Source organism: Streptococcus vulneris (assembly GCF_019218685.1).
Lineage (GTDB): Bacteria > Bacillota > Bacilli > Lactobacillales > Streptococcaceae > Streptococcus > Streptococcus vulneris.
In genome coordinates this window covers 291,482-305,764 of sequence record NZ_JAHUZC010000001.1, presented here as the reverse complement: position 1 = coordinate 305,764, position 14,283 = coordinate 291,482, and the positions used below count along the sequence as shown (strand labels likewise).

11 protein-coding genes are annotated in these 14,283 nt (G+C 40.4%); 10 read left to right on the top strand and 1 reads right to left on the bottom strand.

Features of this window, described 5'->3' with window-relative positions:
- Window positions 1–50 precede the first annotated feature (50 nt).
- From KUA57_RS01520 to KUA57_RS01505, 4 genes are all read left to right on the top strand, one after another.
- Window positions 51–1,103, top strand: coding sequence for a BMP family lipoprotein (locus KUA57_RS01520; protein ID WP_218493532.1), 1,053 nt, complete (start codon window positions 51–53; stop codon window positions 1,101–1,103).
- Between the two features lie 143 nt (window positions 1,104–1,246).
- Complete coding sequence (locus KUA57_RS01515; RefSeq protein ID WP_218493531.1) at window positions 1,247–2,782, top strand: ABC transporter ATP-binding protein; 1,536 nt, start codon at window positions 1,247–1,249, stop codon at window positions 2,780–2,782.
- The gene (locus tag KUA57_RS01510; RefSeq protein WP_084888380.1) at window positions 2,775–3,833 is read left to right on the top strand and encodes an ABC transporter permease; all 1,059 of its coding nucleotides are present in this window, start codon (window positions 2,775–2,777) and stop codon (window positions 3,831–3,833) included. Before KUA57_RS01515 ends, KUA57_RS01510 begins: the two co-directional genes overlap by 8 nt.
- Window positions 3,834–3,835: 2 nt before the next feature.
- Window positions 3,836–4,792 (top strand): ABC transporter permease, encoded by a 957-nt coding sequence (locus KUA57_RS01505; protein WP_020902936.1) that lies wholly within the window; start codon window positions 3,836–3,838, stop codon window positions 4,790–4,792.
- A gap of 37 nt (window positions 4,793–4,829) precedes the next feature.
- Here KUA57_RS01505 and plsY read toward each other — a convergent pair whose 3' ends face one another.
- A complete protein-coding gene (gene plsY / locus KUA57_RS01500) occupies window positions 4,830–5,471 on the bottom strand; it encodes a glycerol-3-phosphate 1-O-acyltransferase PlsY (RefSeq protein WP_218493530.1) in 642 nt (213 codons plus the stop codon).
- Window positions 5,472–5,606: 135 nt separating this feature from the next.
- Here plsY and parE point away from each other — a divergent pair, with 135 nt between their 5' ends.
- The 6 genes from parE (at window position 5,607) to KUA57_RS01470 (ending at window position 14,266) form a co-directional block, all read left to right on the top strand.
- A complete protein-coding gene (gene parE, locus KUA57_RS01495) occupies window positions 5,607–7,556 on the top strand; it encodes a DNA topoisomerase IV subunit B (protein ID WP_218493529.1) in 1,950 nt (649 codons plus the stop codon).
- Window position 7,557: 1 nt separating this feature from the next.
- Complete coding sequence (locus tag KUA57_RS01490; RefSeq protein WP_061864074.1) at window positions 7,558–8,595, top strand: hypothetical protein; 1,038 nt, start codon at window positions 7,558–7,560, stop codon at window positions 8,593–8,595.
- An 81-nt stretch (window positions 8,596–8,676) separates the two neighbouring features.
- The gene (locus KUA57_RS01485; RefSeq protein ID WP_218493528.1) at window positions 8,677–9,360 is read left to right on the top strand and encodes a hypothetical protein; all 684 of its coding nucleotides are present in this window, start codon (window positions 8,677–8,679) and stop codon (window positions 9,358–9,360) included.
- A 116-nt stretch (window positions 9,361–9,476) separates the two neighbouring features.
- Entirely contained in the window at window positions 9,477–10,295 is an 819-nt protein-coding gene (locus KUA57_RS01480) for an aminoglycoside 6-adenylyltransferase (RefSeq protein WP_218493527.1), read from the top strand.
- Between the two features lie 342 nt (window positions 10,296–10,637).
- Window positions 10,638–13,109 carry a DNA topoisomerase IV subunit A gene (gene parC, locus KUA57_RS01475; RefSeq protein ID WP_125447058.1) on the top strand — a complete coding sequence of 824 codons (2,472 nt, stop codon included), beginning with the start codon at window positions 10,638–10,640 and terminating at the stop codon, window positions 13,107–13,109.
- A gap of 134 nt (window positions 13,110–13,243) precedes the next feature.
- Window positions 13,244–14,266, top strand: a complete 1,023-nt coding sequence (locus KUA57_RS01470) for a branched-chain amino acid aminotransferase (protein ID WP_064277004.1) — start codon at window positions 13,244–13,246, stop codon at window positions 14,264–14,266.
- Window positions 14,267–14,283 lie beyond the last annotated feature (17 nt).

Below are 14,283 nucleotides of genomic sequence, written 5' to 3'. Positions count from 1 at the left end.
CCAATCCATACTTGCAACATCGTTGCACATCTTATTTAGGAGGTTCAGTAATGAACAAGAAACAATGGCTAGGCCTTGGTCTAGTTGCAGTGGCAGCAGTTGGACTTGCTGCATGTGGTAACCGCTCTTCTCGTAAGGCAGCTTCATCTTCTGATGTGAAGACAAAAGCAGCTATCGTCACTGATACTGGTGGTGTTGATGATAAATCATTCAACCAATCAGCTTGGGAAGGTTTGCAAGACTGGGGTAAAGAACACAATCTTTCAAAAGATAAAGGTTTCACTTACTTCCAATCAACAAGTGAAGCTGACTATGCTAACAACTTGCAACAAGCGGCTGGAAGTTACAACCTAATCTTCGGTGTTGGTTTTGCCCTTCACAATGCGGTTGAAGAAGCAGCAAAAGACCACTCTGATTTGAACTATGTCTTGATTGATGATGTGATTAAAGATCAAAAGAATGTTGCTAGTGTAACATTTGCCGATAACGAAGCTGCTTACCTTGCGGGTGTTGCAGCGGCTAAAACAACTAAAACAAAACAAGTTGGTTTTGTAGGTGGTATTGAGTCTGAAGTTATCTCACGTTTTGCAGCTGGATTTAAAGCTGGTGTTGAATCAGTAGACCCATCTATCAAAGTACAAGTTGACTACGCTGGTTCATTTGGTGATGCTGCTAAAGGTAAAACAATTGCAGCGGCACAATACGCAGCTGGTGCAGATGTTGTTTATCAAGCAGCAGGTGGAACAGGTGCTGGTGTCTTTGCAGAAGCAAAATCACTCAACGAAAGCCGTTCTGAAAGTGAAAAAGTTTGGGTTATCGGTGTTGACCGTGACCAAGTAGCAGAAGGTAAATACACTTCTAAAGATGGCAAAGAATCAAACTTTGTTCTTGTATCTACTTTGAAACAAGTTGGTACAACTGTAAAAGATATTGCTAACAAGGCAGAAAAAGGTGAATTCCCTGGCGGTCAAGTAATCGTTTACTCATTGAAAGATAAAGGGGTTGACTTGGCAGTGACAAACCTTTCAGAAGAAGGTAAAAAAGCTGTTGAAGATGCTAAAGCTAAAATCCTTGATGGAAGCGTAAAAGTTCCTGAAAAATAATGGATGGAAGTCATTTCTTAGGAAGCGGCCCTCGGCCGCTTTTTTAAGAGTTGAGACAAAGTCATTTTGTCTCAGTAAAGCTTGCTACTAGGTAAACTAGCAAGTTTTATTGAAATAAAATAAGACTCTGAAAGGAAGAGCACATGGCACACGAAAATGTCATTGAGATGCGTGATATTACCAAGGTGTTTGGTGAATTTGTTGCCAACGACAAAATCAACTTGCACCTACGAAAAGGTGAAATTCATGCACTTTTAGGAGAAAATGGGGCTGGAAAGTCCACGCTCATGAACATGTTAGCAGGGCTTCTTGAACCAACCAGCGGTGAAATTGTGGTCAACGGTCAAGTTGTCAACCTCGATTCACCGTCTAAAGCGGCTAGCTTGGGAATTGGAATGGTTCACCAGCATTTTATGTTGGTAGAAGCCTTCACAGTGGCTGAAAACATCATTTTAGGTAGTGAATTAACTAAAAATGGTGTATTAGATATCGCTGGAGCTAGCAAAGAAATCAAGGCTCTTTCTGAGCGTTATGGCTTAGCGGTTGACCCTTCTGCCAAGGTAGCAGATATCTCAGTTGGAGCCCAACAACGTGTAGAAATTTTAAAAACACTTTATCGGGGGGCTGATATCCTTATCTTTGACGAACCAACGGCTGTCTTGACTCCATCAGAAATTGATGAGTTGATGGCTATTATGAAAAATCTTGTCAAAGAAGGAAAATCAATTATCTTGATTACCCACAAGTTGGATGAGATTCGAGCAGTTTCTGACCGCGTCACAGTTATCCGTCGTGGGAAATCAATTGAAACCGTTGAAATTGCAGGGGCTACCAATGCTGATTTAGCAGAAATGATGGTGGGTCGTTCTGTTTCCTTTAAAACAGAGAAACAAGCCTCTCAACCAAAAGAAGTGGTCTTGTCTATTAAAGACTTGGTGGTCAATGAAAACCGCGGTGTCCCAGCTGTGAAAAATCTATCCTTGGATGTTCGTGCTGGAGAGATTGTTGGTATTGCGGGGATTGATGGAAATGGTCAGTCTGAATTGATTCAAGCAATTACAGGTCTTCGCAAGGTTGAATCTGGTAGCATTGAGCTAAAAGGAAATTCAATTGTAGGCTTACACCCACGTCAGATTACTGAGTTGAGTGTTGGGCACGTTCCAGAAGACCGTCACCGTGATGGTTTGATTTTGGAAATGATGATTTCTGAAAATATTGCCCTTCAAACCTACTATAAAGAACCACATAGTAAAAATGGAATTTTGAACTATTCAAATATTACTTCTTATGCTAAAAAGCTAATGGAAGAGTTTGATGTTCGTGCTGCCAGTGAATTTGTTCCTGCAGCAGCACTCTCAGGAGGAAATCAACAAAAAGCAATTATTGCTCGTGAAATTGATCGTGATCCTGATCTCCTTATCGTCAGCCAGCCAACTCGTGGGTTGGATGTCGGTGCCATTGAGTATATCCACAAACGCTTGATTGAAGAGCGTGATAATGGTAAGGCTGTCCTTGTTGTCAGCTTTGAGTTGGATGAGATTTTAAATGTCTCAGACCGTATTGCTGTTATCCACGATGGTAAGATTCAAGGTATTGTATCACCAGAAACAACCAATAAACAGGAACTTGGTGTCTTGATGGCTGGTGGAAACTTGGGAAAGGAGAAGAGTGATGTCTAAAAAATTACAACAAATTTCGGTTCCCTTGATTTCTGTCTTCCTAGGAATTTTGCTCGGAGCCATTGTCATGTGGATCTTCGGTTATGACGCTATTTGGGGCTATGAAGAATTGTTCTATACAGCCTTTGGTAGTCTGCGTGGGATTGGAGAAATCTTCCGTGCTATGGGACCTCTAATATTGATTGGTCTTGGTTTTGCCGTTGCCAGTCGTGCAGGTTTCTTTAACGTCGGACTTCCTGGTCAGGCTTTAGCAGGTTGGATTCTCAGTGGTTGGTTTGCCTTATCTCATCCAGATATGCCGCGTCCCTTGATGATTTTAGCGACTATCGTGATTGCCTTGATTGCTGGTGGGATTGTCGGTGCGATTCCAGGTATTCTTAGAGCCTATCTAGGAACGTCAGAGGTTATCGTAACCATCATGATGAACTACATCGTCTTGTATGTAGGGAATGCCTTTATTCACGCCTTCCCTAAAGACTTTATGCAAAGTACAGATTCAACCATTCGTGTTGGGGCTAATGCAACCTATCAGACACCTTGGTTGGCTGAGTTGACTGGTAACTCGCGGATGAATATTGGTATTTTCTTTGCAATCATTGCAGTTGCAGTTATTTGGTTCATGCTCAAGAAAACAACTCTTGGTTTTGAAATTCGTGCAGTTGGTCTCAATCCTCATGCATCAGAATATGCTGGTATCTCTGCCAAGCGGACTATTATCCTATCTATGATTATTTCAGGTGCCTTGGCAGGTCTTGGTGGAGCTGTTGAAGGACTTGGAACCTTCCAGAACGTCTATGTTCAAGGGGCATCTTTAGCTGTTGGATTTAACGGTATGGCAGTTAGTCTACTTGCAGCAAACTCACCAATTGGTATTCTCTTTGCAGCCTTCCTATTTGGTGTTCTCCAAGTTGGAGCCCCTGGTATGAATGCGGCGCAGGTACCGTCTGAGCTTGTCAGCATTGTAACAGCGTCTATTATCTTCTTTGTCAGTGTTCATTACCTTATCGAACGCTTTGTCAAACCGAAAAAACAAGTTAAAGGAGGTAAGTAAAGATGTCTATTACAACCTTGCTCACCCTCTTGGTGTCTTCTATGCTGATTTACTCAGCACCCCTCATCTTTACAAGTATCGGTGGTGTTTTCTCTGAACGTGGTGGTGTGGTAAACGTCGGCCTTGAAGGAATTATGGTTATGGGTGCCTTTTCTGGAGTTGTCTTTAACCTTGAATTTGCAGAACAATTTGGAGCAGCAACTCCATGGCTATCCTTGCTTGTAGCAGGATTGGTTGGTGGTGTCTTCTCTATCATCCACGCAGCAGCGACGGTTCATTTCCGTGCAGACCATGTTGTCAGCGGTACGGTATTGAACTTGATGGCGCCAGCCTTGGCAGTTTTCTTAGTGAAAGTCCTTTATAACAAAGGACAAACCGACAACCTAAGTCAGACTTTTGGACGCTTTGATTTTCCAGTCTTGGCTAATATCCCAGTCATTGGTGATATCTTCTTCAAGTCAACTAGTCTACTTGGTTATTTGGCGATTGCCTTCTCATTCCTTGCTTGGTTTATCCTCTTTAAGACTCGCTTTGGTCTTCGTCTCCGCTCTGTCGGTGAACACCCTCAAGCAGCGGACACTTTGGGAATCAATGTCTACAAGATGAGATATTTAGGGGTTATTATTTCAGGTTTCCTAGGTGGAATTGGCGGAGCAATTTATGCTCAATCCATCTCAGTTAACTTCTCAGTGACAACTATTGTTGGACCTGGATTTATCGCCCTTGCTGCGATGATTTTCGGGAAATGGAATCCAATCGGAGCCATGCTATCTAGTCTCTTCTTTGGACTTTCACAAAGTTTGGCTGTTATCGGATCTCAATTGCCATTTCTACAAGGAGTGCCTGCGGTTTACCTTCAAATCGCACCTTATGTTTTGACAATTCTTGTCTTGGCAGCCTTCTTTGGAAAAGCAGTTGCACCAAAAGCAGATGGTATCAACTATATCAAATCAAAATAAGCATACAAAAAACGTCAGTACAGAATGAACTGGCGTTTTATTTTTTAGGATGTTGGTGAGTTAAGTTCAATCCCCAAGGGACTAAATTTTCAGTTTTGTTTTTGATGCGTGTGATATTATCCTTATGACGAATGATAATCAAACTAGCAAGTGCTAGGATAATAGCGATGAAGAGAGGGTCATAGTGATTCAGGATAAAACCAAAAAGCGGAAAGAGTAGAACCCCGATGACAGCCGCGATAGATGCTGTGACACTAGACAGTGAAATCATACTACCAAGATAGAGGGTTCCAAAGAAAATAACTGCAAGGTAGAGGCAGAATATAGGCGCAAATCCGAAAATCACACCAGCACTGGTTGCGACAGCCTTACCACCCTTAAATCCTGCAAAGATAGGGAAGGTATGACCAATAACAGCCAAAAGTCCAAAGATGAGAGGCGAAACGCCTTGCAGATGAAAAATAATCGGAAGAAGCGTTGCTAGAGTTCCTTTGAAAAAGTCAATCACAAAGGTCGCCATACCTGCTTTCTTGCCTAAAATGCGAAAGGTATTGGTCGTTCCAGTATTGCCAGAACCATGCTCGCGAAGATTGATTTGAAAGAATACTTGTCCAATCCAGAGACCAGACGGAATCGAACCCAGCAAATAGGCTAGGATTAATAAAACTATTGTAATCATACTCCTATTATATCATGAAATGGAGAAGAAAGGCAGAGAATCTCTTCTGAAATTGTCACAGCGGAGAAAGAAAAATTTTGCAAAATCCTTAGAAAACCTGTAGAATAGTAAAGATGAACGAATAGGAGGTTCCTTGTGTCAAAAAAGGAAATCAATATTAACAATTATAATGATGATGCCATTCAGGTGCTAGAAGGGTTGGATGCGGTCCGAAAACGTCCAGGGATGTATATCGGATCGACCGATGGCGCTGGGCTCCACCACCTAGTCTGGGAAATCGTCGATAATGCTGTCGATGAAGCCTTGTCTGGATTTGGTGACCGTATTGATGTGACCATTAATAAAGACGGCAGTTTAACGGTTCAAGACCACGGACGTGGGATGCCGACTGGAATGCACGCGATGGGAATCCCAACAGTTGAGGTTATCTTTACCATTCTTCACGCCGGAGGGAAATTCGGTCAGGGTGGCTACAAGACATCTGGTGGTCTCCACGGGGTGGGTTCTTCCGTTGTTAACGCTCTTTCAAGTTGGCTGGAAGTTGAAATTACCCGTGATGGGGCAATCTATAAGCAACGTTTTGAAAATGGTGGAAAACCTGTCACGACTCTGAAGAAAATCGGTACAGCACCCAAGTCTAAGACAGGTACCAAAGTGACCTTCATGCCAGATGCGACGATCTTTTCTACGACAGATTTCAAGTACAATACCATCTCAGAGCGTCTTAATGAATCAGCCTTTCTCTTGAAAAATGTGACCTTGTCTTTGACTGATAAACGAACAGACGAAGCGATTGAATTCCACTATGAGAATGGGGTACAAGACTTTGTTTCTTACCTGAACGAAGACAAGGAGACCTTGACACCAGTTCTATACTTTGAAGGTGAAGACAATGGTTTTCAAGTGGAAGTAGCTCTCCAGTACAATGACGGATTTTCAGATAACATTCTGTCCTTTGTCAATAACGTTCGCACCAAGGACGGTGGAACACATGAGACTGGACTTAAGTCTGCTATCACTAAGGTCATGAATGACTATGCGCGTAAGACAGGTCTTCTCAAGGAAAAAGATAAAAACCTTGAAGGCTCAGACTATCGTGAGGGGTTAGCGGCCGTTCTTTCTATCTTGGTTCCGGAAGAACACCTCCAGTTTGAAGGCCAGACCAAGGACAAACTGGGAAGTCCACTAGCTCGCCCGATTGTTGATAGCATTGTCGCAGAAAAATTAACTTTCTTCCTCATGGAAAATGGTGAACTGGCTTCTAACCTCATCCGCAAGGCTATCAAGGCGCGTGATGCTCGTGAAGCGGCTCGCAAGGCGCGTGATGAGAGCCGTAATGGTAAGAAAAATAAAAAAGACAAGGGCTTGCTTTCTGGAAAATTGACCCCAGCCCAGTCTAAGAATCCTGCTAAGAATGAACTCTATCTGGTTGAGGGGGACTCTGCCGGTGGTTCTGCCAAACAAGGCCGTGACCGCAAGTTTCAGGCTATCTTACCTCTTCGTGGTAAGGTTATCAATACAGCCAAGGCCAAGATGGCAGATATCCTCAAAAATGAAGAAATCAATACTATGATTTATACTATTGGAGCGGGTGTTGGAGCAGACTTCTCCATTGAAGATGCCAACTATGACAAGATCATTATCATGACCGATGCGGACACCGACGGTGCCCACATTCAGACTTTACTCTTGACATTTTTCTATCGTTACATGCGTCCCCTAGTTGAGGCAGGCCATGTCTATATCGCCCTTCCGCCTCTTTACAAGATGTCTAAAGGGAAAGGCAAGAAAGAAGAAGTGGCCTATGCATGGACGGACGGCGAGTTAGAAGAACTCCGCAAGCAGTTCGGCAAAGGCGCTACCCTCCAACGCTACAAGGGACTTGGTGAGATGAATGCAGACCAACTCTGGGAAACAACCATGAACCCAGAAACGCGTACCCTCATCCGTGTTACGATTGAAGACTTAGCACGCGCAGAACGTCGTGTCAATGTCCTCATGGGTGATAAGGTCGAACCACGTCGTAAGTGGATCGAAGACAATGTCAAGTTTACGCTGGAAGAGAGTGGGGAGATGTTGTTTTGAGATGTTAATTACAAGATTACATAGAATAATAAAGAATTATTTTATAAATAATGAAGCAAGTAGTCTAAAATTTTTAAAAATCTTAGATAGTACAGATTATCTTGCTAAAAATACTAGAGTTAAGATGATTAAGTATTTGCTTTATATGTTTATTATAGGGACGTTGATGAATATTTTTATTGAGATTGATAAAAAGGTTCCGTCTGAATATATAAATAACTTTATATCTTTGCTTTTACTTCTTGTAATAACAGTTTTAGTAATGCTTGGTTATAATTTTTTGATCCTGTTTATCTTTTATCTGTTCAAAGATTTTTATCATAGTTATTTAAAAAAGAGATTGAATATGAGACGAGTGTTTGCCACTTTATCATTTGTTAAAAATTTTCGGATGAAACTTTTAGTATTAATGATTGTGGCTGCATTTATTATAGGCTCTCTGACTATCTATATGGTTCAAAATAATAATAATTTAAAAATAATAGAGAGTTTTATAAATTTCCCATTTAAGGAGTATGACTTGAACTGCGAATTGAATTCTGAAGTTTGGGCGTTTTGGTTGATAATCTTTTTGGTGTCGATTGCTTCTTGCCTTTCATTTTATATCGTTTTAAAATCTCAGAATATTTTTGAATTAGAAGGTATGGAATTGGAAAATCGTCTCATACTTGGAGTTCTTGCGATAGTAACATTCATTGTTGGAGTTGATATTGATAAAGTTAGACCGATAGGTATTGCTCTTCTAGTATTGATTATTCAAACAGCATTTTTTGAATTTCGTCAGTCACAATTTCTTTCAAAAATGTATGATAAAGCCCAACAAATTTTCCAAGAGCAGCTTCTTAAAAACGAAGATGGTATTGATTACAATAGGCTAGTAGAATGTTATTATTATGGTGGTGAGAAATATAAAGAGAAGTTGCTGAGTACGGAGAAATTTTTAGTTATTATTGTTAAAAATGAGTTGAAATCACTAAAAGATTTGAAAAACTATGATGACTATAAACTTTATAAAGCGATTAGAGCAAGAAATATATAAAGTCAATTTTTACAATTAAACAACTCGGTTATTGATGAACTATATTTTAAGTTTAGTCATAGTATTCACAAGGATTATAATATGAATGTTGAAATGTTTGAGGAATTGATTAAAGCCATTGATTCAACTGATTGGATTTCCAATTGGATTCAAATAGGTATAGGTGGTTTTTCAATTCTAATACCTATAATTTACGCAACTTGGATTTCAAAAAAAGATACTAAAGAAATTGATGAACGACAACGAAAGCTAGAAATTATTCAATCTTCAATCGCGAAAAATATAGTAGAATTGACAAGTCAACAAAAGCAACTATCTGAAACTCAAAAAAAGGTTGAAGAGAGTTTAAGAGAACTTAAAGAAATGGCTCGACAATCAAGGAAGTCAAATCTATTAAAATTACAAAGTGATTTCCAAATATTCTATAGAGCACTAGATGATTTTGAATGGGAATATAACAAACTTTTGAATTCTATTAATGATTTTAATTCTAAAAAGAATTTATCTTCTAATATTAAAGATGAAATAGGTGAAATATTCGCAGCAATTGAGGATTTAATTGAATCAGAAATTAATCATCTGAATACTGAAGAAGTTCCGCCGTTAGCTTTAGCTTATTTTAACAAACTATTAAGAGTAGTAAACTCTTTATCAAAATATTTTTCGACAAACTTTGACGATGTTCAATGTACTAATTTTATAATTGATGATTTGTTAAGAATAAAGATAGCTAGAGAAGAATTACTTGTTTTTGTATATAATTGAAAATATTTAGATAATTTAGTTTTATAGAGCTTGTATAGTTTTTCTAACTTTTTAAATCTTAAGAAACTGTTCGATATAATAAATCTGTTACCTTATAGAAAAAGAGGTGGAAATACATGAGAACAGAAACAGAAATGCTTGATGTGATTTTACAGACTGCCAAAACTTTACAAGTCGAGGCTGTCGCTATGTCTGGTTCACGGACTGATACAAAAGCTCCAAAAGATGAGTTTCAAGACTATGATGTGGTCTACATTGTGGAGAGTTTGGATGGTCTGTTAGCTGACCTGACTTGGTTGGATCAGTTTGGCAAGCGCATCATTGAGCAGTATAACGTACTTGACCATCGTCGCCTCTATCTCCTGCTCTTTGAAGATGGCAATCGGATTGATTTGACTCTCTGCCCCAAAGAATACATTCAAGAGTGGGTGGATAGCGAAGCTGATTATACAGTTTTGAAAGATGAGAAAGGCTTGTTTGAGTCCTATACTGCAAGTCCTCAACGTTACTGGAAGAACTCAGCTATTGAGATAGAGTTTGAAAAAACCTGCAATGAATTTTGGTGGGTGTCAGCCTACGTAGTCAAAGGAATCTGCCGCAAGCAACTACTCTATGCCACTGACCATCTTTATGGCATCTGTCACCAAGAACTCCTAAAGATTTTGGCTTGGCAGGTTGCAAGTGATAGGGGGAAAGTCGATATCGGCAAAAACTACAAGTATCTCTTTAACTATTTACCTGCTGAGAAAGAGAAACAATTCTCAAATCTGCTTGATTTTTCAAGTTTAGATAAAATCACCCAGTCTTTATTTGCTACCATGGAACTTTTTCATCAAGAAGCTCAATTCTTTGCTCAAAAGATGGGCTTTGACTATGATATGGAAGTAGCTGAGAAGATGATTGAGTATGCTAAGGAGAGACTTCTTAATCGCTAACTAACTAAAGACCTTAATTTAAAAGATTAAACTACAGAAAGAGTCGTTTGGTTATTTGTAGTAACTGAACACGGGACTAATTTTATTCAGAAAAAAGTCAAATCGTCTTGACTTCATCGAGCCCTACATCGATTTTCTATTTTTCTACAGACATTTTTGGCAAGCCAAATCGTCCCTTTATATCTTAAATGAACACTTTTTCTGTAAAAACTTACTCTATATTCTTTGAAAGGAGTTGAACACGCCCTAAATGATGCGTGAAAAAGATAAATTCTATGATGATCTTTCTTATTTCAAGAATTTTCTATTTTCACTTGATATTTTACGGGCTCTGTATCCTATATGTCTAACATTCAAAATATGTCCCTGGAGGACATCATGGGAGAGCGTTTTGGTCGCTACTCCAAATACATTATTCAAGACCGAGCCTTGCCAGATATTCGTGATGGATTGAAGCCGGTTCAGCGTCGCATTCTTTATTCTATGAATAAGGATGGCAACACCTTTGACAAAAGTTACCGTAAGTCGGCCAAGTCTGTCGGGAATATCATGGGGAATTTCCACCCCCATGGTGACAGTTCTATCTATGATGCTATGGTTCGTATGTCACAGGACTGGAAAAATCGTGAGATTCTAGTTGAAATGCACGGTAATAACGGTTCTATGGACGGAGATCCACCTGCGGCTATGCGTTATACTGAGGCGCGTTTGTCTGAAATTGCTGGCTACCTTCTTCAAGATATCGATAAAAAGACCGTTCCTTTTGCTTGGAACTTTGACGATACAGAGAAAGAGCCGACAGTCTTGCCGGCAGCCTTTCCAAATCTCTTGGTAAATGGATCGACTGGGATTTCGGCTGGATATGCCACAGATATTCCACCCCATAATTTAGCTGAGGTCATTGATGCCACTGTTTATATGATTGACCATCCAACAGCTAAGGTGGACAAGCTCATGGAATTTTTGCCTGGACCAGATTTTCCGACTGGAGGAATCATTCAGGGTCGTGATGAAATCAAGAAGGCCTATGAAACTGGGAAAGGGCGCGTGGTTGTTCGTTCCAAGACTGAGATTGAAAAGCTAAAAGGTGGTAAGGAACAAATCGTTATTACTGAGATTCCTTATGAAATCAACAAGGCCAATCTGGTCAAGAAAATCGATGATGTACGTGTCAATAACAAGGTGGCTGGTATTGCTGAGGTTCGGGATGAGTCTGACCGTGATGGTCTTCGAATTGCTATTGAGCTCAAAAAAGATGCCAATACGGAGCTTGTTCTCAACTATCTCTTTAAATATACTGACCTGCAAATCAACTACAACTTTAACATGGTGGCGATTGACAATTTCACCCCTCGTCAGGTCGGTATTGTCCCAATCTTGTCTAGCTACATCGCCCACCGTCGCGAAGTGATTTTGGCGCGTTCACGCTTTGATAAGGAAAAGGCTGAGAAACGTCTCCATATCGTCGAAGGTTTGATTCGCGTGATTTCGATTTTGGATGAAGTCATTGCGCTTATCCGTGCTTCTGAGAATAAGGCGGACGCTAAGGAAAATCTTAAGGTAAGCTATGATTTTACGGAAGAACAGGCTGAGGCTATCGTAACCTTGCAACTGTACCGTTTGACCAATACAGACGTAGTTGTCTTGCAGGAAGAAGAAGCAGAACTTCGTGAAAAGATTGCCATGCTTGCGGCTATTATCGGTGATGAACGTACCATGTACAATCTCATGAAGAAAGAGCTTCGTGAGGTCAAGAAGAAATTTGCGACTCCACGTTTGAGTACTTTAGAAGATACAGCAAAAGTAATTGAGATTGATACAGCTAGTCTTATAGCCGAGGAAGATACCTACGTCAGCGTGACCAAGGCAGGTTACATCAAGCGTACCAGCCCACGTTCCTTTGCAGCCTCCACCTTGGAAGAAATTGGCAAACGTGATGATGACCGTTTAATCTTTGTTCAATCTGCCAAGACAACCCAGCATCTTTTGATGTTCACGACTCTTGGAAATGTCATTTATCGACCAATTCATGAATTGGCAGATGTTCGCTGGAAGGATATCGGAGAGCATCTGAGCCAAACCATCACAAACTTTGAAACTAACGAAGAAATCCTCTATGTGGAAGTCGTGGATCAGTTTGATGAAGGCACAACCTACTTTGCTGCGACTCGTCTCGGTCAAATCAAGCGTGTAGAGCGAAAAGAGTTCACTCCATGGCGGACCTATAAATCTAAGTCTGTCAAGTATGCTAAGCTCAAAGACGAGACAGACCAGATTGTAGCAGTGGCTCCGATTAAACTGGATGATGTTCTCTTGATTAGCCAAAATGGTTATGCCCTTCGTTTCAATATCGAAGAGGTACCAGTTGTCGGTGCTAAGGCTGCAGGTGTCAAAGCTATGAACCTGAAAGGAGATGATGTCCTCCAATCCGCCTTTATCTGTAACACCTCATCCTTCTACCTCTTGACCCAACGTGGAAGTTTGAAACGTGTTTCTATTGACGAAATTCCGGCAACCAGCCGTGCCAAACGCGGCTTACAAGTCTTGCGTGAGTTGAAAAACAAACCGCATCGTGTCTTCTTGGCAGGTGCAGTTGCAGAACAAGGCTTCGTTGGTGATCTCTTCAGTACAGAAGTGGAAGAGAACGACCAAACTCTGCTTGTTCAATCAAACAAAGGAACAATCTATGAAAGCCGATTACAAGACTTGAACCTGTCAGAACGTACTAGCAATGGAAGCTTTATTTCAGACACCATTTCAGATGAAGAAGTTTTTGACGCTTATCTTAAAGAAGTATTTACTGAAGCTAAATAAGTGAAATGAAGAATCAGTTCTAAGAGCTGGTTCTTTTTATTGAAGAAATTTTCTGAAAATTACAAAATATACTTGCTATTTTAGAAAAATAGTGTAGAATAAAAGAAATAGGTTTTTAGAATAAGGAGTGGAATATGACAGTAACGATTGATTGGGAAAATCTCGGTTTTTCCTATATGAAATTACCTTATCGCTATATTGCTCATTTTAAAAATGGACAATGGAATCAAGGAGAACTTACAGAAGATGCAACCTTGCATATTTCAGAGTCTTCTCCAAGTCTTCACTATGGACAACAAGCATTCGAAGGTTTGAAAGCTTACCGTACTAAGGATGGTAGTATTCAACTTTTCCGTCCTGACGAAAATGCTAAACGACTGCAACGTACTTGTGATCGTCTTTTGATGCCACAAGTTCCGACAGAAATGTTTGTAGAAGCTTGTAAGGCAGTTGTTCGTGCGAATGAAGAATACGTACCACCATACGGAACAGGTGGAACCCTTTATCTTCGTCCTCTTTTGATTGGAGTAGGAGATATTATTGGGGTTAAACCAGCAGAAGAGTATATTTTCACCATCTTTGCCATGCCAGTTGGTAATTACTTTAAAGGCGGTTTGGTTCCAACCAACTTCTTGATTCAGGATGAATACGACCGTGCCGCTCCAAATGGTACAGGTGCGGCCAAGGTTGGTGGGAACTATGCTGCCAGTCTCTTACCAGGGAAATTGGCCAAGTCACGTCATTTCTCAGATGTTATCTATCTAGACCCATCAACTCATACAAAGATTGAAGAAGTCGGTTCAGCTAACTTCTTTGGAATTACAGCTGATAATGAATTTGTAACACCATTGAGTCCATCTATCTTGCCATCTATTACCAAGTATTCTTTGCTTTATTTGGCAGAACATCGCTTGGGCTTAACTCCTGTTGAGGGGGATGTCCCGATTGATAACCTTGACCGTTTTGTAGAGGCAGGTGCCTGTGGTACAGCAGCGGTGATTTCTCCAATTGGTGGAATTCAGCACGGTGATGATTTCCATGTATTCTATAGTGAAACAGAAGTAGGTCCTGTGACTCGTAAACTCTATGATGAATTGACAGGAATTCAGTTTGGCGATATTGAAGCGCCAGAAGGTTGGATTGTAAAAGTAGATTAAAATTAACTAAAGGAGAT